This is a genomic window from Anaerostipes sp. 992a, assembly GCF_001940245.1.
Classification (GTDB): Bacteria; Bacillota; Clostridia; order Lachnospirales; family Lachnospiraceae; genus Fimousia.
In genome coordinates this window covers 451,442-475,141 of sequence record NZ_MJIG01000003.1, presented here as the reverse complement: position 1 = coordinate 475,141, position 23,700 = coordinate 451,442, and the positions used below count along the sequence as shown (strand labels likewise).

23 protein-coding genes and 1 pseudogene are annotated in these 23,700 nt (G+C 39.3%); 3 read left to right on the top strand and 21 right to left on the bottom strand.

From position 1 onward, the window contains the following. From ybeY to hisZ, 13 genes and pseudogenes are all read right to left on the bottom strand, one after another. Positions 1 to 501, bottom strand: a complete 501-nt coding sequence (gene ybeY, locus BHF69_RS03950; RefSeq protein ID WP_075669764.1) for an rRNA maturation RNase YbeY — start codon at positions 499 to 501, stop codon at positions 1 to 3. Then, positions 498 to 1,478: a PhoH family protein gene (locus BHF69_RS03945; protein ID WP_075669763.1), complete on the bottom strand. Its 981-nt coding sequence runs from the start codon at positions 1,476 to 1,478 to the stop codon at positions 498 to 500. The genes ybeY and BHF69_RS03945 overlap by 4 nt, the downstream gene beginning before the upstream one ends. 80 nt (positions 1,479 to 1,558) lie before the next feature. Then, positions 1,559 to 2,104: a flavodoxin domain-containing protein gene (locus tag BHF69_RS03940; protein ID WP_083651012.1), complete on the bottom strand. Its 546-nt coding sequence runs from the start codon at positions 2,102 to 2,104 to the stop codon at positions 1,559 to 1,561. An 87-nt stretch (positions 2,105 to 2,191) separates the two neighbouring features. After that, entirely contained in the window at positions 2,192 to 3,433 is a 1,242-nt protein-coding gene (locus BHF69_RS03935; protein WP_075669761.1) for a sporulation protein YqfD, read from the bottom strand. 18 nt (positions 3,434 to 3,451) lie between these two features. Further along, a complete protein-coding gene (locus tag BHF69_RS03930) occupies positions 3,452 to 3,688 on the bottom strand; it encodes a YabP/YqfC family sporulation protein (RefSeq protein ID WP_075669760.1) in 237 nt (78 codons plus the stop codon). Between the two features lie 156 nt (positions 3,689 to 3,844). Continuing rightward, positions 3,845 to 4,021, bottom strand: coding sequence for a 30S ribosomal protein S21 (gene rpsU / locus BHF69_RS03925; protein WP_075669759.1), 177 nt, complete (start codon positions 4,019 to 4,021; stop codon positions 3,845 to 3,847). A gap of 165 nt (positions 4,022 to 4,186) precedes the next feature. After that, positions 4,187 to 6,823: an alanine--tRNA ligase gene (alaS, locus tag BHF69_RS03920; RefSeq protein ID WP_075669758.1), complete on the bottom strand. Its 2,637-nt coding sequence runs from the start codon at positions 6,821 to 6,823 to the stop codon at positions 4,187 to 4,189. 90 nt (positions 6,824 to 6,913) lie between these two features. Beyond that, on the bottom strand, positions 6,914 to 7,036 hold the full coding sequence (locus tag BHF69_RS14540) for a hypothetical protein (protein ID WP_278276966.1): 123 nt from the start codon (positions 7,034 to 7,036) through the stop codon (positions 6,914 to 6,916). A 132-nt stretch (positions 7,037 to 7,168) separates the two neighbouring features. After that, positions 7,169 to 7,486: pseudogene (gene hisI / locus BHF69_RS03915) on the bottom strand (phosphoribosyl-AMP cyclohydrolase); the annotation flags it as partial. Between the two features lie 33 nt (positions 7,487 to 7,519). After that, positions 7,520 to 8,107: an imidazoleglycerol-phosphate dehydratase HisB gene (hisB, locus tag BHF69_RS03910; RefSeq protein WP_075669756.1), complete on the bottom strand. Its 588-nt coding sequence runs from the start codon at positions 8,105 to 8,107 to the stop codon at positions 7,520 to 7,522. A gap of 22 nt (positions 8,108 to 8,129) precedes the next feature. Further along, complete coding sequence (gene hisD, locus BHF69_RS03905; RefSeq protein ID WP_075669755.1) at positions 8,130 to 9,422, bottom strand: histidinol dehydrogenase; 1,293 nt, start codon at positions 9,420 to 9,422, stop codon at positions 8,130 to 8,132. A gap of 3 nt (positions 9,423 to 9,425) precedes the next feature. Beyond that, the gene (gene hisG / locus BHF69_RS03900; RefSeq protein WP_075669754.1) at positions 9,426 to 10,079 is read right to left on the bottom strand and encodes an ATP phosphoribosyltransferase; all 654 of its coding nucleotides are present in this window, start codon (positions 10,077 to 10,079) and stop codon (positions 9,426 to 9,428) included. Between the two features lie 19 nt (positions 10,080 to 10,098). Beyond that, positions 10,099 to 11,361: an ATP phosphoribosyltransferase regulatory subunit gene (hisZ, locus tag BHF69_RS03895; RefSeq protein ID WP_075669753.1), complete on the bottom strand. Its 1,263-nt coding sequence runs from the start codon at positions 11,359 to 11,361 to the stop codon at positions 10,099 to 10,101. A gap of 224 nt (positions 11,362 to 11,585) precedes the next feature. Between hisZ and BHF69_RS03890 the strand changes: the two genes are divergently transcribed. Then, positions 11,586 to 13,328 (top strand): Rqc2 family fibronectin-binding protein, encoded by a 1,743-nt coding sequence (locus tag BHF69_RS03890; RefSeq protein ID WP_075669752.1) that lies wholly within the window; start codon positions 11,586 to 11,588, stop codon positions 13,326 to 13,328. Positions 13,329 to 13,408: 80 nt separating this feature from the next. On the opposite strand, the gene glgA is transcribed toward BHF69_RS03890, so the two are convergent. From glgA to spo0A (BHF69_RS03875), 3 genes are all read right to left on the bottom strand, one after another. After that, the gene (gene glgA, locus BHF69_RS03885) at positions 13,409 to 14,848 is read right to left on the bottom strand and encodes a glycogen synthase GlgA (protein ID WP_075669751.1); all 1,440 of its coding nucleotides are present in this window, start codon (positions 14,846 to 14,848) and stop codon (positions 13,409 to 13,411) included. Between the two features lie 64 nt (positions 14,849 to 14,912). Next, entirely contained in the window at positions 14,913 to 15,713 is an 801-nt protein-coding gene (spo0A, locus tag BHF69_RS03880; RefSeq protein WP_075669750.1) for a sporulation transcription factor Spo0A, read from the bottom strand. Between the two features lie 75 nt (positions 15,714 to 15,788). Beyond that, positions 15,789 to 16,589: a sporulation transcription factor Spo0A gene (gene spo0A, locus BHF69_RS03875; RefSeq protein ID WP_075669749.1), complete on the bottom strand. Its 801-nt coding sequence runs from the start codon at positions 16,587 to 16,589 to the stop codon at positions 15,789 to 15,791. A 311-nt stretch (positions 16,590 to 16,900) separates the two neighbouring features. Here spo0A (BHF69_RS03875) and BHF69_RS03870 point away from each other — a divergent pair, with 311 nt between their 5' ends. Both BHF69_RS03870 and sstT read left to right on the top strand, forming a co-directional pair. Beyond that, entirely contained in the window at positions 16,901 to 17,548 is a 648-nt protein-coding gene (locus BHF69_RS03870; protein ID WP_075669748.1) for an orotate phosphoribosyltransferase, read from the top strand. A gap of 133 nt (positions 17,549 to 17,681) precedes the next feature. After that, positions 17,682 to 18,917 carry a serine/threonine transporter SstT gene (gene sstT, locus BHF69_RS03865; RefSeq protein ID WP_075669747.1) on the top strand — a complete coding sequence of 412 codons (1,236 nt, stop codon included), beginning with the start codon at positions 17,682 to 17,684 and terminating at the stop codon, positions 18,915 to 18,917. A gap of 146 nt (positions 18,918 to 19,063) precedes the next feature. Here sstT and BHF69_RS03860 read toward each other — a convergent pair whose 3' ends face one another. The 5 genes from BHF69_RS03860 to BHF69_RS03840 form a co-directional block, all read right to left on the bottom strand. Further along, positions 19,064 to 19,558 carry a CarD family transcriptional regulator gene (locus BHF69_RS03860; protein WP_075669746.1) on the bottom strand — a complete coding sequence of 165 codons (495 nt, stop codon included), beginning with the start codon at positions 19,556 to 19,558 and terminating at the stop codon, positions 19,064 to 19,066. A gap of 125 nt (positions 19,559 to 19,683) precedes the next feature. Then, positions 19,684 to 21,084: an NAD(P)/FAD-dependent oxidoreductase gene (locus BHF69_RS03855; RefSeq protein WP_075669745.1), complete on the bottom strand. Its 1,401-nt coding sequence runs from the start codon at positions 21,082 to 21,084 to the stop codon at positions 19,684 to 19,686. A gap of 15 nt (positions 21,085 to 21,099) precedes the next feature. Then, on the bottom strand, positions 21,100 to 21,603 hold the full coding sequence (locus BHF69_RS03850; protein WP_075669744.1) for an LURP-one-related/scramblase family protein: 504 nt from the start codon (positions 21,601 to 21,603) through the stop codon (positions 21,100 to 21,102). A gap of 12 nt (positions 21,604 to 21,615) precedes the next feature. Next, positions 21,616 to 22,281 (bottom strand): YkgJ family cysteine cluster protein, encoded by a 666-nt coding sequence (locus tag BHF69_RS03845; protein ID WP_075669743.1) that lies wholly within the window; start codon positions 22,279 to 22,281, stop codon positions 21,616 to 21,618. Positions 22,282 to 22,424: 143 nt separating this feature from the next. After that, a complete protein-coding gene (locus tag BHF69_RS03840; RefSeq protein WP_278276971.1) occupies positions 22,425 to 23,486 on the bottom strand; it encodes a branched-chain amino acid aminotransferase in 1,062 nt (353 codons plus the stop codon). Between the last annotated feature and the right edge of the window lie 214 nt (positions 23,487 to 23,700).

Below are 23,700 nucleotides of genomic sequence, written 5' to 3'. Positions count from 1 at the left end.
TCAATCTCTCGTATAGTTCTTCATTTGCAAGATTTCTTCCTGTTTTCTTTCCATAACTTTACGTTCTTCATCATCCATATGATCATATCCCATCAAATGGAGCATACTGTGAGCAATCAGGAACGCAAATTCCCGGCGTCTGCTATGACCATATTCCTCCGACTGTGCAGCAACCTTGTCCATGGAAACCATAATATCTCCAAGCAAAAGCTCACCGCTTTCCGGATCAAAATATTCGATTCCTTCGTCCTCCAACCAGTCAAACTCTCCCGGACGTGGGTATTCGATTGCCGGAAAAGACAACACATCTGTCGGACGGTCAATCTGACGAAATTCTTTATTTACCTGATGAATCGTTCCATTATCCACCAGCGTAACATTTACCTGACATTCATATGGACACTGTTCATAATCCAGTGCAGCTTCTACGATCTCGTGAATGATTCCTTCGTATCCTTCCAGTATCTCACCTGTATATTCATTCTCAATTATGATACTCATTGCTTTCTCCTGTTTTTCTTACGTCTGCTTTCGTATTCATCATAAGCAGTTACTATCTTTTGCACTAATGGATGACGGACTACATCCTTATTGGTTAGCTCACAGATACCGATATCATCGATTTTTCCAAGTACCTTCAACGCCTCTTCAAGCCCGGACTTACTTTCAAATGGCAAATCCTTCTGTGTCAGGTCTCCAGTGATGATGGCCTTAGAGCCAAAACCAATTCTTGTTAAAAACATCTTCATCTGAGCTGGCGTTGTATTCTGTGCCTCATCCAGAACAATAAATGCATTATCCAGTGTACGTCCTCTCATATAAGCAAGAGGTGCTACTTCGATCAGCCCTTTCTCCATGTTTTTAAGAAACGTATCTGCTCCCATAATCTCATATAATGCATCGTACAATGGTCGAAGATATGGGTCTACTTTACTTTGCAGATCTCCCGGAAGAAATCCCAGTTTCTCTCCTGCTTCAATCGCCGGACGAGTCATAATGATTCTATTGACCTCATTGTTCTTAAATGCTGTAATGGCAGCAGCCATAGCCAGATAGGTCTTCCCTGTTCCTGCTGGACCTACACCAAATACGATCATCTTCCGATTGATCTCATCCACATATCTCTTCTGCCCTAAGGTCTTCGGCTTTACCGCCTTCCCCTGAATCGTATGACAGATCACATCTTTATCCAAAGCTACAATGTCATGTGCTTTTTCTTCCATGGATAGTGCCAATGCATAATTAACATTCTGCTCCGTGATCGGATTGCCCCTTTTCGACAGCTCTAAAAGACTGTAGATTACATCCTGCGCCTTTTTGACATCACGTTCTTTTCCAATTAATTTTACTTCATCTCCACGCAATACAATGGAAATTCGAAGCGTCTTTTCAATCTTTTTCATAAATACATCGAATTGTCCAAAAATATTACCCGCATGGGAAGAAGGAAGATTCAAGTCAAGTTCCATCAAGTTCATTCTATTCACCCTTTTTATTTTCAAAGTTACAAATTTATTGCGCTATTAACGATTTAGTATACCATTATTTGTTTTATTAATCAACTCAGGGAGCGAATGTATTTTATCAGGCTCTGAATAGAAGCTTCATCAATATAATCCAGCTTATCCCGACTATGATTTAACATCTCCATCTCTGTTTCATTAAGCTTCTGCTCCGGCTTCTTTCTCAAATACTTGATCCACTTATTCCAAGCCATTTTATCTAGTGGCATCAGGCTTCGATAAGTCATTCTTCCCTTTGCATAAAAGATACGAAATTTATGCTGCATCCCTTCTGTGAGACTGGCTATCACAGTCCGGTCGATTTCTGCTTCGGATGCGAGATCCGTAAGCCCTACCATAAACAGAGTGATGTTCTTCTCTGAAATCCGGTAATATCGTGCCTTCACAGTATTTATGCCTGCAAGCAATCCATTATAAATAGGCAGACACAAAACAATGTTCTCATATTCCCCAAACTGAGAGAATAGCTTCATCTGATCCACCATGATGCGATCACAACCCAATGCTTCGGAAATCATCCGGGCATATGCCTGTGTAGCCCCATATTTTGATTTATAGATCACCAATGTTCTTTTCATCATTCTTCTCCTTATCGCCTTTCTCTTATCGTAACTATTTTATCATAAAAGCCCCATTCTCTCCACCAAAACTCCCAGGAAATGCCCTCTCTACCATAATACAGCTTCGGTAGGTTTTATCTTCTCCTCCTGTTTTTTCGTCAGTGGACGGATGGCACGAATCTTTCCAATGGGTTCTTCCAGAATCAGATAGCCTTCCGCCCTGCATTGACTGTCTGTAACTTTGATCGTAATTTTTTGATCTAACACCTTGATCCCTTTTTTCTTTAACTTTTTTATCTCTTTTGCGATCTTCTCCTCCGCTTTTTCGTATGCTTCCCGTTTTCCATATTCTTTTCGAACAGGAGAAAATCTTCTGGTGGTCGTACGCTCAATGCACAACGGCAGATAAAAGGTCTTTCCAAGCTTTAATGGATATTGCTCTGTCAACTGATCCATCCCCTCCTTCTGCTTGATTTTAGGCATCAGAGAAATATGGTTTCCACAGCAGATCAATGCATACGTATAGCTTTTCTTTTTTTGATATTCCTTTGTATAATAGCTTCTGTTGAATACACATTGGTAATCCACCTTCGTTTTGGCCCAGATTTCCCCATCTGCGATGATCTGATGTGTCTCCAATACTTCATTGCTGTCGCTATAAATATAAATATTGCCCGTAATTAAGGTCTGTCCTTTCTTCACTTTATCGCCTTTTTTGCAGAGAGGGGTTCCATTCTGTGTGATCATGGACGTAATGGTCCCGCTTTTTAATGCTACGATGTCACAGGGAACAGAAGATGTATTTTTTGTATCTTTATCCAGTGTCTCTTTGATATGAACGGAAAGACGGCAGCCCTCTATAGAACAGGATACCCAGGCGATTTCTTCGTATTTTTGCCGCAGTTGCTCCTCCAGCTTTGCACAGTTGACAGTAAATTTTAATGTCCCCAGCTTTATAGATTCTCTCTCTATGTATTTTATAATATCCTCTTTCGTATATGAAGTATTGCCATATACATTGATCTCCCATACAAACTGGGACAAGCCAAACAGCATCAGCATACACAGCAAAATCCCGATTAAAAAGAGCTTTCTTTTTCGATATTTACATAAAAAAAATGGAAGCCCTGCCTTTATCAATACTTCCATTTTTGTATTTGTTTTTTCCTGAAGCTGCTTTGAGCTTTGAAAGCCCTTTCTCGTCATATAACACATATAATCACAGTTTTCCCGAGTCAGATCCCAGACCTCTATGTCCTGTTTGGCGCACAGATTGATAAAACGTTCCGGACAATTGGAAACAATCTTTACTTTCACATAGCCACCAATGATATTTTTTATAGCTTGCAAGCACTCACTTCCTATATTCTATGATCGAAATTCAATGACATGGATGATTCCCTTCAGTCTTATCATATGTTCTACATAAGAAAGAATGGTCAGGCATTCACCGGTAATAATGACAATCTGACATTTTCCCTGCAGCACCAGCTTGGTATTCTCATAATTGATGATTCCACGGAAATTTTCCACAAAAAGTTCATGATTTCCAACAGACCGAATCAACACATCCCCATATAATATATCTCCAGATAACAGCAGCATAACGGCTTACCTACTCTTCCCTTTATCACATTTTATTCGGTGACATACAGGATATTCCATTTTTATTATGAAAAAGGTATCGTTCTGGAATAGAAATAGAAATTTCCTATTCCAAAACAAAGGCAGATACTCTTTCGAATATCTGCCTTCATGAGATTATTTAAATTTTCTTTTACGTGCTGCTTCAGATTTCTTTTTACGTTTTACGCTTGGTTTTTCGTAATGTTCTCTTTTACGAATCTCCTGCTGAATACCTGCTTTGGCACAGTTTCTTTTGAATCTGCGTAAAGCGCTATCTAAAGTTTCGTTTTCTTTAACGATTATACTTGACATAGACTCACACCTAACCTCCCTCCAGTTGTGTATTGTGCACGCATAATACAACTTTTGGGTATATTTTTTTTGCACTATTAGAATTATACCATGATTTTTGAATTCGTCAAGACTTTTTTGGCAACTATTTGATTAATTTTCACCTTGCCTTTTCCAATCAAATTCTTATAGCTGTCCCTCTAATACTTTAACAGCCTCTTCCAGTGCAGCTTCAATGCCTGCTGGATTCTTTCCGCCGGCCTGTGCCATATTTGGACGTCCACCGCCGCCACCGCCAACCAACTTGGCAATGCCCTTAATCAGGTTACCAGCATGTGCGCCTGCCTTCATTGCTTCTGGAGTTGCCATAGCGATCAAGCTTACCTTACCGCCCATCTCAGATGCTAAAACAACCACACCTTCACCTAATTTTTCTTTTAACTGATCTCCCAGATCACGAAGTCCGTTCATGTCCACATCTTTTACACTGGCTGGCAGAAGCTTCACACCTTTCACTTCTGTTACCTGATTCATAACATCTCCAAGTGCATCCTTTGCTAACTTACTCTTTAAGGATTCGTTTTCACTCTGAAGTGCTTTCATCTCAGTCATGAGATGTTCCAGTCTTTCAATCAGGTTGCCCGGTTTGGCTTTTACAACCTGGGCTGCTTTCTGAAGTTCTTCTTCCAATGAATCATAATAACGGAATACCGCATCGGAAGTAATCGCTTCAATTCTTCGTACTCCGGCAGCAACTCCTGTTTCAGATAAAATCTTAAATGCAGAAATCACTCCTGTATTTGCTACATGAGTACCACCACATAATTCTACAGAGAAATCGCCCATCTTAACTACGCGCACTTCATCTCCATATTTTTCTCCAAATAATGCCATAGCACCTGTCTTCTTTGCCTCTTCCATAGACATTACTTCTGTTACAACTGGAAGATTTTCTGCAATCTTCTGATTTACGATCGCTTCTACCTGTTCGATCTCATCCTTTGTCATTGCGGAGAAATGACTAAAGTCAAAACGAAGTCTGTCCTGATTGTTGCTGGAACCAGCCTGTTCTACATGAGTTCCCAGAACTGTACGCAACGCTTTCTGTAACAGATGAGTCGCACTGTGATTTTTCGCAGTCAGCGCTCTCTGTCCCGCATCAATGGTCAAAGTAACCATATCATCCACTTTGAACATACCGCTTTCTACAACACCAATGTGTCCGATCTTACCACCTACCAGCTTCTGAGTGTCTTCAACACGGAATACACCATCATCCAAAGTGATGCGTCCACTATCCGCTGCCTGTCCACCACTGGTTGCATAAAATGGTGTAACATCGGTAATAATTGTTGCTTTATCGCCTGCTACAATAGCATCTACCACTTCTGTTTCTGTTGTCAGTGCAAGAATGGTACCCTTTGCTTCCAGTCTTTCATATCCACAGAAATGAGAGGTGATGGAAGGATCGATCTCTTCATATACGGTTGCTTCTGCTCCCATATAGTTGGTCGTCTTACGAGCTTTCCGCGCTTTCTCTCTCTGTTCCTTCATGCATGCTGTAAAACCATCTTCGTCAATGGAAAATCCTTTTTCTTCCAGGATTTCTTTTGTCAAATCCAGAGGGAATCCATAGGTATCGTATAACTTAAATGCATCTGCACCTGATAAAATCTTCTCACCTTTTGCTTCCAGATCTTTTTCCAGATCATTTAAAATAGAAAGACCCTGGTCAATGGTCTTATTAAATTTATCTTCTTCCTGGCTCAAAACCTTTGTAATAAACGCTTTCTTTTCTTCTAATTCCGGATAACCATCCTTGGAAGTTTCGATAACAGTCTCACTTAATCTTGCAAGGAATTTTCCTTCAACACCCAATAATCTTCCGTGACGGGCAGCACGACGAATCAGACGACGAAGTACATAGCCGCGTCCTTCGTTAGAAGGCATGATTCCATCAGAAATCATAAAAGTTGCAGAACGAATGTGGTCTGTGATCAGACGGATAGACACATCCTTATCTTCCTCTTCTTTATACGTAACGTTTGCAAATTCACATACTTTATCTCTCAATGCCTGAATGGTATCCACATCAAAGATAGAATCCACGTCCTGAACGACTACTGCCAGACGTTCCAGACCCATACCGGTATCGATGTTCTTCTGTACCAATTCTTCATAATTGCCTTTTCCGTCATTCTCAAACTGGGTAAATACGTTATTCCACACTTCCATATAACGGTCGCATTCACAGCCTACCGTACAGCCAGGTTCTCCACAGCCATACTTTTCTCCACGGTCATAATAGATTTCAGAACATGGACCACATGGACCTGCACCATGTTCCCAAAAGTTATCTTCTTTTCCAAAACGGAAAATGCGGTCTGGGGCAATACCCATTTCTTTTTCCCAAATGTCAAATGCTTCCTGGTCATCTTCATATACAGATGGATAAAGACGGTCTGGGTCCAATCCGACTACTTCTGTTAAGAATTCCCATGACCAATGAATGGCTTCTCTCTTGAAATAATCTCCGAAAGAAAAGTTACCTAACATTTCGAAAAAAGTACCGTGACGGGCAGTCTTACCAACATTTTCAATATCCCCAGTACGAATACACTTCTGACAGGTTGTCACTCTTGTTCTTGGTGGAATCTCCTGTCCTGTAAAATATGGCTTTAATGGTGCCATTCCTGAGTTGATCAATAATAAACTGTTATCATTTCTTGGAACTAATGAAAAGCTTTTCATTGCCAAATGTCCCTTGCTTTCAAAGAACTCAAGGAACATCTTTCTTAATTCATTTACTCCATAGTTTTTCACTTGTATGTCCTCCTTGTGATTCTATAACATAACGAAAAAAGCCATCGCCGATGGCTTTTTTCGCTTTTGCTTTCTTAAACCGGGCAGCTATTATGCCTCCTCGTTTTTCTTCTTTCTCAGATGAATTCCAATCTTTACACCTGAATAAGCTGCAGCAATCATCACTGCATATTTAATTAAATAACTTACTAATTCTGAAAAATACGCTTGCATCGCTTACCTCCGTTCTGCTCCGTTCCGTATTCCTTCCCTGAGCAATCTGCTTTGCGTTAAATTATAGCACAATATTTTCTGTATGCCAATTATTTTATCAATGGATTCTTATTCCTTATCTGCAGGAGCTGCCAGTTCACGATAGAAACAAGAACGATTTCCTGTATGACAGGCCGCCCCGATCTGCTCTACTTTTGCAAGAATCGTGTCATTGTCGCAGTCAATCCTCAATGATTTTACATATTGTACATGTCCGGAAGTATCTCCCTTCGTCCAAAGTTCATTGCGGCTTCTGCTCCAATAGGTCATCTTTCCTGTTTCTAATGTCTTTTCATAAGATTCCTTATTCATATAAGCAACCATTAACACTTCATTGTTCTCATAATCCTGGGTCACTACCGGAATCATACCATCGCTATTTAACTTAAAGTCCTCAAACTTCATCTCACTTTTTAAAATATTCATGATGCTTCCTCCTGTTCTTTATAATGACCCTTTTGTAGATAAAACATCCTTAATTCTTGGTTCCATCTTGGTTGCCTGATCCAATGCCTTTGCAAATGATTTATAAGCACCTTCGATAATATGATGCGCATTACTTCCGGAAAGCTTGCGAATATGCAGATTCATTCCTGCGCCGTAGGAAATCGCATAAAAGAATTCTTTCACCATCTCCGTATCATAGCCACCGACGCGCTCTGCCTGAAATTCCAGATCTGTTACAAAATATGGTCTTCCTGACAGGTCCAGAGAACATAGAATCAACGCCTCATCCATCGGCAATATGCAGGAACCATAACGAGCCATTCCTTTTTTATCGCCAATTGCCTGTTTAATGCATTCTCCTAATACGATACCCGTATCCTCAATGGTATGATGGCAGTCTACATGAAGATCCCCTTCCACTTTGCATGTCAGATCAAAGAATCCATGCTTGGCAAAGCTGTTTAACATATGATCAAAAAATCCAATTCCAGTATCAACCTCTGCTTTACCGGAACCATCAATGTTCAATGTCATCTCAATATTTGTTTCACTGGTTACACGTGTTATGGACGCAGTTCTGTTCATTAGTCGTATTTCCTTTCTCGAATTAATCCTCAAATCTGACTTTAATGGAGTTTGCATGAGCCGTCAGTCTTTCCGCTTCGGCAAATGAAATAATATCCTTATGGATCGGCTCTAATGCTTCTTTGGAGTAATAAATAATGCTTGATTTCTTAATAAAATCATCCACACTCAATGGAGAAAAGAATTTTGCTGTTCCATTGGTTGGAAGTACATGGTTTGGTCCTGCAAAATAATCTCCCAGTGGTTCAGAACTATATTCTCCAATAAAGATAGCTCCTGCATTCTTAATCTTCGTCATGACATCAAATGGGTTGGCAGTAACGATTTCCAAATGTTCAGATGCTACTGCATTGGCGGTCTCGATTGCCTGATCCATGTCCTCTGCCACTAAGATATGACCGAAGTTTTCCAGGGATTTAGAGATGATCTCACTTCTGGAAAGCTCTTTTAAAAAGCCTTCGATTTCCCCGGCTACTTTTTCTGCCAATGCTTCACTGGTCGTTACCAAAATTGCACTTGCCAACTCATCATGTTCTGCCTGTGACAGCAAATCTGCTGCTACAAAGCGTGGATTCGCAGTTTCATCGGCTAAAACAAGAATTTCACTTGGCCCTGCAATAGAATCAATGCTGACATTCCCATATACCTGCTTCTTCGCCAATGCCACATAGATATTTCCTGGTCCGACAATTTTATCTACCTTTGGAATGGTTTCTGTACCATAAGCCAAAGCTGCGATTGCCTGAGATCCACCCACCTTATAAACCACATCAGCCCCTGCTTCGTGAGCTGCCACTAAGGTGTTCGGATTCACCTTACCATCCTTACCTGGAGGTGTTACCATAACAATCTTTTCTACACCTGCTACCTTGGCTGGTACAATATTCATCAGTACAGAAGAAGGATATGCCGCTTTTCCTCCCGGTACATATACGCCACAGGATTCTAAGGCAGTAATCTTCTGCCCCAGCATAGTTCCATTTGGCTTAGAATCAAACCAGCTGTATTGCTTCTGCTTTTCATGATATTCACGAATATTTACCAATGCTTTACGGATGATTTCTACCAAATCATCATCTACCATTTCATAAGCTTCTTTTATCTCTGCTTCCGTAACCATCATCTGTTCTGGAAGGAGATCACATCCATCAAATTTCTTCGTATATGAAAGAACTGCCTGATCCCCATGTTCCTTTACATCATTGACAACGTCTGCAACGATTGCTGCATACTGTCCATAGTTATTCGGACTTCTTTTTAATAAATCCGTTAAAATCGTATTGATGGATTCTTTATCAATCTTTTGGATTTTCATGTTTTACTTCCCTTCTTTTTGCTTTTTCAGTTCTTTTAATCCGCTAATGATTGCCTGGATACGTTCCTGCTCCATCTTAAGACTTACCTGATTCACAACCATGCGGGCAGATAATGGACAGACTTCTTCCAAAATCTGTAATCCATTCTCTTTTAATGTGGTTCCTGTCTCAACAATGTCCACGATCACTTCACTTAGACCTACAATTGGAGCCAATTCCACTGATCCATTCAGTTTAATGATCTCCACCGTCTGAAGCTTTTTATTATAAAAATAATCTTTTGCAATGTTTGGATACTTAGAGGCCACACGAATCAGTTCGTTATGCTCTAAATATTTTCTTGCAGATTCCGGTCCACAGACACACATTCTGCATTTTCCAAACCCAAGGTCCAGTACCTCGAACAGATTTCTTCCTTCTTCTAAAATCGTATCTTTTCCGACAATCCCAATGTCTGCTGCTCCATACTCTACATAAGTTGGAACATCAGAGGCTTTGGAAAGGAAGAATTTTAACTTTAATTCTTCATTTACAAAAATCAGCTTTCTCGTCTTCTCATCCTTCATCTCTTCGCAGGTAATGCCAATCTCCTCCAGCATTGCCATTGCCTTTTGGGCCAGTCGGCCCTTTGCTAATGCAAATGTCAAATATCTCATAATCCTCTTAATCCCTTCATTACTTTATCAAATCATCCATGCCTGCAATACGTTCAAACTTTCCTGTCTCGGTTATGATCATCCAAACCAATCCTTTATCTTCAAAATAGCAAATATGTTCCATGCCTTCTTTTCTTGCAACTTCAATATATTCTTCAATTGGTTTTCCCTGGAACAATCTCATAACTTCACAGATAATTCCGTGCTTGCGAAGCTGAACCGCAAGCTCAATGGCTGGTTTATAGCCTGCTCCATGATATACGATCATTTTCTTCTTTCTGCCATCTTTTATATCGATCTTCTGACTTGTCAACGCAAGCTGTAATTCATCTACATTGATCGCAAATCCGACAGATGGCGCCTTCTTACCATATTGTCCCAGAAGATTATCGTAACGTCCGCCCTTCATAACCGCATCTCCAGTACCATATGTATAGCCCTTGAAAATAATACCGGTATAATAGTTATATTTATTCAACATTCCTAAATCAAAGCTTACGTATTTATCATATCCATAGACAGAAAGGATTCGATATACGCTTTCCAAATGCTCTATTGCATGACGAGCGGTACTGTTAAAGGTCAGATTTTTTGCGATTTCTAAAATCTCATATCCCCCATATAACTCGGAGAATTTTAAGATAACTTCTTTTCCCTCCTCAGAAATATCTGCAGCAGCAACAAACTCTTCCAGACCAAAGTAATTCTTATTACGGATCAGTTCGCGGAGACGCTCCTCTTCCTCTCCTTTAATACGGAATTCATTAACAATCCCCTGATAAAATTCTACCTGACCGATATCTACAGTAAAATCTGTAATTCCAACTGCCAGAAAAGAATGAATCGCCATGGCAATGATTTCCGCATCTCCACTGGAGCTGTTATCATTGACCAATTCTGCCCCCAGTTGAGTCGTTTCTTTTAATTTTCCCTGATAGCTGGAATTGTTAATAAAAGTATTACCTTTATATCCAAGACGAATTGGCAATTCATCGGTATCGTAATATTTTGCAACACATCGTGCAATGGATGGTGTCATATCCGGACGAAGCACCAGAGTATTACCTTCTCTATCAAAAAATTTATACATTTCCTTTGAAGAGACTGTACCTTTTTCTTGATTAAAAATGTCAAAAAATTCAAACATCGGTGTCTGAATTCCTTTGTATCCGTATAAATTTAATACTTCTGTCAATTTCTCTTCAATTTTCACCTTTTTACTATATTCGCCATCATATACATCGCGAACACCTTCTGGGGTATGTAAAAGTTTTTTGTTCATATTCCGCTCCTCTACTACTTAAATAAAATCTATCACTTTAGCAAATTAAAGTGCTAATTTATTATAATAATAAACCAACACTATCTTAGCAATAAGACAAACTCTTGTCAATCTCTATCAAATTAGTTTATCATAAGAATGGGTAAAACACAAATAAAACTATCATTTCAAATCAGTTAATGATATACTAACAACTGTATTTTAAGTAGATAAGGAGGTGCCCTATGGCATTAGACGGATTAGTCATTTCGAATCTGGTCCACGATTGTTGCCACCATCTGATTGGCGGCCGCATTTATAAAATCTACCAGCCAGAAAATGACGAACTTACTTTTATCATAAAAAACAATCGTTCTACCTATCGTCTGCTTCTGTCTGCCAGTGCCAGCCTTCCGCTGGTCTATCTGACTACAGAAGCGAAGAATAACCCTGTACAGGCTCCAAACTTTTGTATGCTTCTTAGAAAACATATCAACAATGGCCGAATTGTCAAGATTCATCAGCCTGGCTTTGAACGTATTTTAATATTTACGATCGAACATCTAAATGAATTGGGAGATTTATGCCGTAAGCAGCTGATTGTAGAAATCATGGGGAAGCATAGCAATATTATATTTACCAATGAGAACGGCATGATCATCGACAGCATCAAGCATATTTCTGCTCAGATCAGCTCCGTAAGAGAGGTTCTTCCTGGAAGACATTATGAATATCCTCCTTCTCAGGGTAAGATTCCACCGCAGGAAATGAATCTGGATTATTTTTTAAATACGATTTGCAAGAAACCTTCTACTATTTGCAAGGGAATCTACACCTCTGTGACTGGAATCAGCCCACTGATCGCCAATGAGCTTTGCTTTCGGGCGGGGTTAGATGGCGGTGATTCCACCTCATCCTTAACAGAGGAACAGGCCGCAAAACTCTACGGTGAATTTGTCAAATTCAATGAACAGATTCATCAGGGACTTTATCATCCCAACATTGTATTTCATAAAAATGCACCTGTAGAATTTTCTTCCATTGCACTGACCTCTTTTCCGGATTGTGAGAGAAAAGATTTTTCTTCCATTTCTGAAGTGTTACAGAACTATTATTCCATGAAGGAAAAAGTCACCAGGATCAAGCAAAAATCTGCCGATCTTCGTAAAATCGTAGGAACCGCCCTGGAACGCTCCAGCAAAAAATACGATCTACAGATGAAGCAGCTAAAGGACACCGAAAAAAGAGAAAACTATCGTATTTATGGTGAACTTCTAAATACTTACGGGTATGATGCAGAGCCAGATGCGAAAAGTCTGACCTGTTTTAACTATTATACTAGCGAAGATATTACCATTCCTCTTGATCCTGCAAAAACACCTCTGGAAAATGCTAAAAAGTATTTTGCAAAGTACAACAAGCTAAAGAGGACTTATGAAGCTCTTTCCAAACTCACACTGGAAACCAGACAGGAAGTAGAGCACCTAGAATCCATCAGCAATGCCTTAGACATTGCTTTAGAAGAAGAGGATCTGGTAGAACTGAAAGAAGAATTGACCGAATACGGCTATATCAAGCGGAAACGCGGAAACCAAAAATCGAAAAAATCCAAATCTAAGCCACTCCATTACGTATCCAGCGATGGGTATGATATGTATGTGGGAAAGAATAACTATCAAAATGAATATTTAAGCTTCAAATTCGCTTCCGGAAATGACTGGTGGTTTCATGCAAAACAAATGGCCGGCTCCCATGTCATCGTAAAGGTGCCAAATGGCGAAGAACTTCCAGATCAGACCTTCGAGGAAGCAGGCCGTCTTGCTGCTTACTATTCGAAAGGAAAGGACAACCCGAAAGTAGAAATTGATTATATTCAGAAAAAACACTTACGGAAGACCCCTGGTGGAAAACCTGGGTTTGTCATCTATCACACAAATTATTCTCTCATGATCGATCCAGACATTACGGGCATAAAAAAAGCGGAATAATAAAGAAACCAGGCTATGAATCACTTTGTAAAAAGAGCATCCATAGTCTGGTCTTTTTTTGGAAGATACTTCCCGCTAAGTTATAGCATAATATCGTACAATTTTTCGTAGGTCTTTGCAGAATGCATCCAGGAATAATCCTTTAACATTCCCCGTTTTACAATCCCATTCCAATCCTCTCTATGCTGATTGTATGTGCGGATCGCATACTGAATGGTAAAAAGCATCTCATGTGCATTGTAATTAGCAAAACTAAATCCATTGCCTCGTTTTCTCACCTCATCGTATGCTTCCACCGTATCCTTCAGTCCTCCTGTCTCTCTTACAATCGGAACTGTTCCATATCGAAGTGCCATCAGCTGGCAAAGCCCACATGGTTCAAAAAGTGACGGCATTAAAATCGCATCGCATCCGGCATACATCATCTTAGATAATTTATCGGAATAAAAGATATTCGCAGATACTTTGCCAGGATACTTCTGCTGATAATAACGGAACATCTCTTCATAACGATATTCCCCAGTACCTAAAATAACAAATTGAATATCCTCGTGGCAGATTTCGTCCATTACCCGATCAATCAGATCCAGGCCTTTTTGGTCTGTTAATCTGGAAATAATTCCGATCACAAATTTATCCGGATTCTCTGGCAAACCAGTTTCCTGCTGAAGTGCCACTTTATTCTTCTTCTTGCCATCCAAAAATGTATTAGGATCATAGCTGCAGGCAATCTGTTGATCTGTAGCCGGATTATAAGCATCATAGTCAATACCATTGACAATTCCGACCAGATCTTCCTTACGGTATCGAAGCAACGCATCCAGCTTCTCCCCAAAATAATCTGTCTGGATCTCCTGTGCGTATGTCTCACTTACAGTAGTCACCTTATCCGCATAAGTAATTCCGCCTTTCAGCATATTACCACATCCTAAAGAGCCCATCTTGTCCTCTGTGAACAAATCAGAATGAAGTCCTGTCATATCCATAAGTCGGTCCATTCCTGTCATGCCCTGAAATCGTAAATTATGAATGGTCATGATCGTCTTCATATCCTTATAAAAATCCTGTCCAGCGAACAAAGTCTTTAAGAATACTGGAACCAGACCTGCCTGCCAGTCATGGCAGTGGATAATATCCGGTTGAAATCCGATCACTGGTAAAATTGCAAGAGCTGCTTTTGAAAAATAGCAGAACTTTTCAATATCCATCTGCATATCACCGTATGGCTTATCTCCTGTAAAATAGAAGAGATTGTCAATAAAGTAGAAGATAACACCATCCACTTCCAATTCCTTTACGCCAACATACTGATATCTCCATGACAGATCCATCTGAAAGCTGGCTACATCCTTCATAGCATCTCGATACTTTGCATCAATACACATATAGTTAGGCAGAACGACTCTTACGTCATATTCAGCTTTATTAAAACTCTTCGGTAATGTTCCGACTACATCTGCCAATCCTCCTGTCTTAATAAAAGGAACACTTTCTGATGCTACAAATAATATTTTCTTCATACCTTTTCCTCCTACGTCATATGTATCTCTATTATATCATTGTACGCATGATAAAACAAATTGTTTATGCATGCATTCGATACTGTAAACGCAGCTTATCTGCGATCAATGCTATAAATTCTGAATTTGTTGGTTTTCCGCGGTCACCCTGTACAGAATACCCAAACATTTCTTCCAGTATTTCAATTCTCCCTCTGCTCCATGCCACCTCAATCGCATGACGAATTGCCCGTTCTACGCTGCTTGAAGTAGTTTTATATTTTTTTGCAATTGTCGGATATAATAATTTGGTAATATAATTCATCATATTTACATCCTGTATTGCCATGATAATCCCTTCTCTTATGTATTGATACCCCTTAATGTGTGCTGGAATGCCCAGTTCATGAATAATATTGGTTACATCCTGTTTCATATCATATTCACTATACTCCCTGGTGTATGTCTGTGTATCATCCACCATCCGAATCCGATTATGATAGATATTGCTGTCTTTTGGCCCTACAATCTGTTTGATTCGTTCACATACAATTCCATAATCGTACGGCTTCATCATATAATAAGCAACACCCAGATTATTGGCACATTCAATCAAACTCTGTGTTCCAATAGAAGAAGTTACAATAAACTGTGGCATCTGTTCACTTTTCTGTATTACTTTTTCAATTACCCCAAACCCATCGATGACTGGCAGAATCACATCTAAAACCACTATATCCGGTTTATTCTCAATAATCATTTCATATGCAGACTTCCCATCATCTGCAAGTCCAATGACATCCATCTCCTTTGAAAGCATATTAGCCAATCCATCTAAATCTCTCGCATTGCTATCTGCAATAATCACCTTGAGTTCCTTATTCATCTTTCGTCCTCCCTTTCAAGACTATCCATTTTAATAAGTTAACACCAGCCATATTTTCGTGTCAAACAACCTTTTCTAACAGTTCTTTATATGGCTTCCATATTCCAATCGAATTTTGTCTGCAATTAATGCAACAAATTCTGAATTTGTCGGTTTTCCTTTCTCTGCATGAACGGTATACCCAAACAGCTCATTGATCGTATCCATCTTTCCTCTTCCCCATGCAACTTCTATGGCATGGCGAATCGCTCTCTCCACACGGCTTGGTGTAGTATGATATTTTTGTGCTATGGATGGATAAAGCTGTTTTGTAATAGAATTTAAGATATCCATATCCTCCACTGCCATCAGAATAGAGTCTCTAAGATACTGATATCCTTTAATATGAGCAGGCACACCAATTTCATGAATCATATTGGTTATGATCACCTCCAGATCATGCAGGGTAACCTCCTCCTTTTCTTTCGCAGAAATATAATTTCTTCCACCCTTTTCTTTTTTCTCTTTTGCCTGCTTTACTTTTCTTATCACAGAATAACTGTCAAACGGTTTTAAAATATAGTAGGAAGCACCCAGCTCAAATGCCTCTTCCGTTACATTTTCCTGTCCCATGGCAGTCAAAATAATAAATGCCGGTGGTTTTGTAATATCCTTATCATTGTTAATCCGTTCCATGACCCCAAGCCCATCCAGCTTCGGCATAATAATATCCAGAATAACCACATCCGGCTTCTGATTTTTGATCATTTCCACAGCCGCCACTCCATCTGTCGCATGACCTACAATTTGAATATCCTGATCTTTTTCAAACAGCTGGTCCATGATTTCTATCATCCTTGTATTATCATCAGCAATTCCTACATGAATCTTGCTCATTCTATGTCCTCCTTTTGTTTTATTCTGATTACTTGCTAATTATACAATTTTCTTATTTCCCCAAACAGATGGTATCGTTCGCAACTTCCTCCATATTTCTCCATTATTACCACTAATTTGATATTATACTTCTTCTTCCTACACCTTCTATTCAAACTTTGTTGAAAAACTTTGAATTCATCTTTTCCTTTTTCTGAAAATGCTAAATTTCTTTACTTTTACAAAATATATAAATTGATTCATTTTTTTACATACTATATAATAGTATATAGAAACATTTAGGGTAGCTTGATTAAAGAGGAGGTATCTATATGGAGGAAAGAAAAATTCCGATCCGATCCAAAAAATGCAATTTGACACTCAAGGTGATTCCTGGACATTTTGCCACTCGTAACTCCCATATAAATTATTATATGGATATTACCACAATCAAGGTTCGTCAAAGTGAAGCTAAGACAGCCGCGGCCTGTCTGGTTCACGATTATAACCACGATATCGTCATTGATACCATTGTATGTTTGGATGGCACGGAAGTACTGGGGGCTTTTCTTGCTGAAAGATTAACAGATAGTGGATTCTATACTCGCAACCTGCATCATACGATCTATATTATCACACCAGAAGTAGATCAATTCGGTCAGCTCTTTTTCCGAAAGAATCTGGAACCCATGCTGAAAGAGAAAAACGTGATTCTTCTTATGTCTTCTGTTACAACCGGTATCACCATTAAGCAGAGTATGGAATGTATCAGCTTTTATGGAGGACATCTGCAGGGGATCTCATCCATCTTCAGTACCATTGACCATTATCAGGGGTTGCCGATCTATTCCATATTTACAAAATCGGACATTCCTGATTATCATACATATTCTCGTCACGACTGCCCATATTGTCAGAAAAATATACCAGTGGAAGCACTGGTTAATGGATATGGCTATTCCAAGCTTCCTACGAATTAAGAAAATGATGCCATACCTGATCATTTAAAGTTTAAAGAAACCTATGAATTTTTTGCTGATTCTAATTGACGACAATCCTTTCAGGATTTATAATAAAACGATATTCTATTTTATTACAAAGGAAGGAAAAGAGATGAAAAAATTATTATTGAAATGGAACAGCTTAGGGCTGATTACTAGAATCGTCATCGGATTAGTGATTGGTGCCATTTTGGGAATTACCTGTCCAAAAGCAACTGCCATTGCACTGTTCGGAGATATGTTCGTAGGTGCACTTCGTGCTGTTGCACCTATTTTGGTATTTGTATTAGTTATGAGCTCTCTTGCAAATTCAAAAGGAAATGCCGCTAAAAACATGAAAACCATCGTTGTTCTTTATATGACAACCACATTGATCGGTGCTTGTGTTGCTGTTATTGGAAGCTTTCTGTTCCCACAGACTCTGGTTCTTACCCAGGCTGCTACAGAAGTCACACCACCGAGTGGAATTGGCGAAGTATTAAAAAACCTTTTAATGAATATCGTATCCAATCCAATCAGTTCTCTTGGTGAAGCGAATTATATCGGTATTCTAACATGGGCCATTATCTTTGGAGCTGCCATGAAACATGCCTCCGAAAACAGTAAAAAATTCCTGCAGGATGTTTCTAATGCTGTAACACAGGCCGTTCATTGGATTATCTCCTGTGCACCATTCGGAATCATGGGCTTAGTATTTAATACTGTCTCTACCAATGGTCTTGCTATTTTTACTACATACGGAAAACTGCTGGCATTGCTGGTTGGCTGTATGTTATTTACTGTATTTGTTACCAACCCTGTGGTATCCTTCTTCTGCTTACGCAAGAACCCATACCCTCTGGTATTCAAATGTTTAAAAGAAAGTGGAATTACCGCATTCTTTACCAGAAGCTCTGCTGCTAATATTCCTATGAATATGGCTTTATGTGAACGTTTGGGATTGAATAAAGATAATTATTCTGTATCCATTCCATTGGGCGCAACGATCAATATGGATGGAGCTGCGATCACCATTACGGTTATGACATTAGCAACTGCACATACACTGGGCATTTCTGTGGATTTTCCTACAGCAGTGATCCTAAGTGTGCTTGCAACTGTTTCTGCCTGCGGTGCTTCCGGTGTTGCCGGCGGTTCCTTATTGTTGATTCCACTGGCATGTTCTTTATTTGGAATTCCTAACGACATTGCAATGCAGACCGTAGGTGTAGGTTTTATCATCGGGGTTATCCAAGATTCCGTTGAAACTGCATTAAACTCATCTTCTGACGTTGTTATGACAGCGACTGCAGAATTATATCAGAGAAGAAAAGCCGGCGAAGATATCGTATTAGTTCCAAAGAATTAATTGAAATCTGTGGAATAAGATGATCCAAAAGCTCCGCTGGCATAACAAAACCCAGAAAACCTGCATGAATATTGGTTCTCCCATATCCATGCAGATCTTCTGGATTTCTTTTTATTACATAAAAAATTTCGGATCAAAAAACTCGATCAGCCGGCTACTGCCCTTCCGATTTCTTTTTCCAACTGCTCTGCATCTGTATCCAATGCGATGGCTAATTCTCCTAAAAATACTCTCTTTGTATTGCGAAAGATTCGATCATCCAGTTCTGTCTGCCTTTTCCCCTGCTTGATCCGGGCCTTTCTCTTCTCAAACAATCCAGCCAGCAGCTCCATCATCTCCCCATAATTTCCATTGAAAATGGCTTCTTTATAGGTTCTTTCCCTCTCCCGGTCGTCAGAAATCCATCTTCCCTTTACCTTTGGAATTTCACTTATCATCTGTACAGCTTCATCCTTTGAAAGCGGCTTACGCATCTTTTTCTCACCATTTTCAACACTGACGTAAATTTCACTTCCTTTGTCATTTTCCGGCACTAATTTGTAATAAAGCTTTCCTTTTTCTCCAAAGTCTACTTCCGTTATGTCCTGAATCCTACAGGCACCCTGCATACCATAAATGACATATTCATTGATCTTATACAAAGCTTTCCCTCCTTTTCTACTATTTTATCACTGAAAAAGGAGGGAAAACAAAAACTTTTTTAATTTCAGCACTTTTACTAATCATACACCGGTTCTTCTTTGTGAATTACTGCCAAGAAAATCCTTTACTTTTCTTCCTCCAGTAATTTGCGCCCCATGAGAACTCCCATGGCAGATGCCATCATAAGCCCTCTGGTCCACCCGGAAGAATCTCCCAGACAATGAAGTCCTTTGATATTGGTATTTAAATTCTGGTCCATTTTCACCTTGTTCGAATAAAACTTTAATTCGGGGCTATATAATAAGGTCTCATCACTGGCAAATCCAGGAACCACCTCATCCAGCATTTTAATAAATTCGATGATATTTGTCATGGCCCGATACGGCATTGCTGCCGTAATATCACCGGCTACTGCATCTTTTAAGGTGGGCTGGATATTCGATTGGGATAATTCCTTCGCCCATGTCCGCTTTCCATCCAGAATATCACCATATCTCTGCACCAAGATATGACCCGCTCCCAGCATATTCGTCAGTTCCCCAACTTTTTGTGCATAAGCGATCGGCTGATTAAACGGTTCGGTAAAATTATGGCTGACTAAGATGGCCAGATTGGTATTGCTGCTCTTTAAATCCTTATAGCTATGTCCATTCACCACTGCCAGATAATTGTCATAGTTCTCCTGAGCCACAAAACCCCCCGGATTCTGGCAAAATGTACGAACCTTATTCTTCCATGGTTTTGGATATCCAATCAGCTTCCCTTCATAAAGAACCTTATTGATCAATTCCATAATCTCATTGCGACATTCTACCCTGACTCCAATATCTACCGTTCCGGGCTGATGAGCAATCCCATTCTCCGCACATACTTTCTCCAACCAATCTGCGCCTCTTCTTCCAGTTGCGATCACTATATGCTCACCTGTAATCGTCCTTTGTGTTGATCTTTCTTTGACGTAAACGCCACAGCATCTTCCATTTTCCAAAAGAATATTCTCACATTCTGATTCAAACAATATCTCTACGCCATGATCCAGCAAATAATCCTGAATATTCAGATACAATTGCTGTGCTTTCTCCGTTCCAAGATGACGAATCGGACAATCCACAAGCTTTAAACCTGCTTTGATCGCACGCTTTCGAATCAGCTTGATCTCATCACCTTCATAGATTCCTTCTACTTTCGTATCGGCTCCAAATTCCAGATAAATTTTATCCGTATAATCAATCAGTTCCTGCGCAAAATCTTCTCCTACTAGAGAGGGAAAATCTCCGCCGACTTCTCTAGATAAACTGAGCTTACCATCTGAAAATGCACCTGCTCCGGAAAAGCCTGTGGTAATGGCACAGTTTGGCTTACACTGAACACAATATCCCACTTCCGCTTTTGGACAATGTCTTCGGTCTACCGGCTTTCCCTTCTCGATCATTAAAATCTTCTTTCCAGACTGTTTTTTTATCAGTTCCAATGCAGTAAAAATTCCTGCCGGACCAGCACCTATAATGATCACATCATAATTCATACTGTTATCCTCCTTTTATTTGGAATCTTTTCCTTCCTCTTCTTTCTTCTTTTTTCTTTCAGCTTCGATACAATCCACCGCTATCACAATTGCCACAATGAGTACTGGATCCACTTTTTCTTTTATATCAATACAATACGTATCACCCCAGGAAACCCATTTTTCATGAATATCAGCAATCGTCTTTCTTCCATCCTTGATACTATAATTATGCTCCAAAATCCCGCCATCTATGACCCAATCTACTGGTTCTAATTTATATTTGGAAGAAATCAGCGTAATTTTCTCTTTTAACTCATAGTTTTCCCCATTTTCCAGTTCTATTTCATATTTTTCTAATATTTTCAAAAGTTTTTCCCTGATCAATCCCACTTCTTTACCATTTTTATCGTAAATGTGAAGCTTATTGCCAAGAGAGATCCACTCTCCCTTAACCTTATATACTTCCTTTTTCTTCTCATCATAAATGGAAAATTTATCTCGCCAGGTAATGACTTTTTGCTTAATATATAATCTCATACCGTTCACCTTTTACCCTTCCAATAACTGCTTCGCCTGATTCAGCCTGAAATAAAACTGAGGATAGAAATCCGCATTTGTATCATATGGCTTCATATAAAAACTCATGAGTACATATAGACTGGTATTCCGAATTTCTTCTTCATCAGAAATCGACAGGATATACTCTTCCATGCTTTTTAGAAAAGAATGCCATTCTCTTATAAATGTTTCGTATTCCTTTAATCTTGGAGTGTCGATCCATTTTTTGATCTTTACCTTTGATTTTGGTTCATGAGGACATTCATGAACCTGAAGAAAATATCGGAAATCCTTCCCTTCATAATATCGTCCCAGTGGGAACAGCCGACAAATGCCCGGCCGCCATGAATGAATACTACATCTTCCTTCCTGATTTAAAAAACCACAGTGGCCTGTCTCCTTTACCATTCGAATGTTTGGCAGTGTCAGATGATCTACTACATTCAGCTCTAGATACTCCTCCAGAAGCTGCTGAAATGACAGCTTCAGTCCTCCATTTAGTCGATAAATATCATATGGATCCAGAACAATAGAGCTTCCCATTCCCCGGCAACACTTCGAACAACCCTTACAGTCATGACAATCCGCCTTCACCATATCATTGCTTCTATATAATCTGCCGTCTGAAATCTCTTCAAGGCTTACATTTCGTTTCATACATCCATTCCTTTCTTTTCTTTCTCCATACAAATTTTATCACAAATCCCAGAGTAATGTTATATTAGAAAACAAAAAAATATCTATTCCATATCAATAAAAGTAATATGAAATAGATATCTTATTTCTGTCTTTTTATTCGATTATTCTCTGATTACCTTAATCCAGCCTTCTGGAGCTTCGATATGTCCCATCTGGATTCCTGTTAAGGTATCGCGTAATTTCTTAATAGTTGGTCCCATCTCTTCCATTCCGCTAGGGAAGCAAATTTCTTTACCATGGTCTACAATCTTTCCAACCGGAGAGATAACTGCTGCAGTACCACAAAGACCACATTCTGCAAAATCTTTTACTTCATCAAAGTATACTTCTCTATGTTCTACTTCCATTCCAAGATATTTTTCAGCTACTACCATTAAAGAACGACGAGTAATAGAAGGCAAGATACTGTCGGACTTTGGTGTTACCAACTTACCATCTTTTGTAATGAAGATGAAGTTTGCTCCACCAGTTTCTTCTACCTTTGTTCTAGTAGCTGCATCTAAGTACATATTCTCATCATAGCCCTGATTATGAGCATCTACGATTGCATGTAAGCTCATAGCATAGTTTAATCCGGCTTTGATATGTCCTGTTCCATGAGGTGCGGCACGGTCAAAATCACAAACACGAATCGTGATTGGTTTTACACCACCTTTAAAATAAGGACCTACTGGTGTAACAAATACTCTAAACTGATATTCATCTGCTGGTTTTACACCGATAACTGGATTGCTTCCGAACATATATGGACGGATATATAAAGTAGCACCAGAACCATATGGTGGTACATAATCGATATTCGCTTCTACAGTTTTCACAACAGCTTCAATAAATTTATCTTCAGGGTATACCGGCATCTCTAATCTGCGACAAGAATCAGCCAGACGAGAAGCATTCAAATCAGGGCGGAAGCATACGACTTTTCCATCTTCTGTTGTATAAGCCTTCAAACCTTCAAAGACAGTCTGTGCATACTGTAATACACCTGCACATTCGCTGATCGTAACGGTAGAATCTCCTGTTAAAGTACCTTCATCCCAGGCACCATTTTTGAAATTTGATACAAATCTTTTTTCAGTTTCCATATAGCCAAATCCCAGATTTGACCAATCGATGTTTTTACTCATCTTTAATTCTTCCTTTCCTTTGGTATATTGACAGATCCTTTTCGGCTTTTATAGCACTACTCATCTGTCTCCACCAGTACATTTTATATTATGTACATATCTTTCACATGGACTTAGTTTACCACCAGATAAAGCATAGTGCAAGATGCAAGTAGTATTTTGCAAGTTATAAATGAAGATTTTTCATTTTTTACGTCACTCACTGTCATTTTATGCAGTTATTCATCCACCTGCTTTTTCTATATGCTGT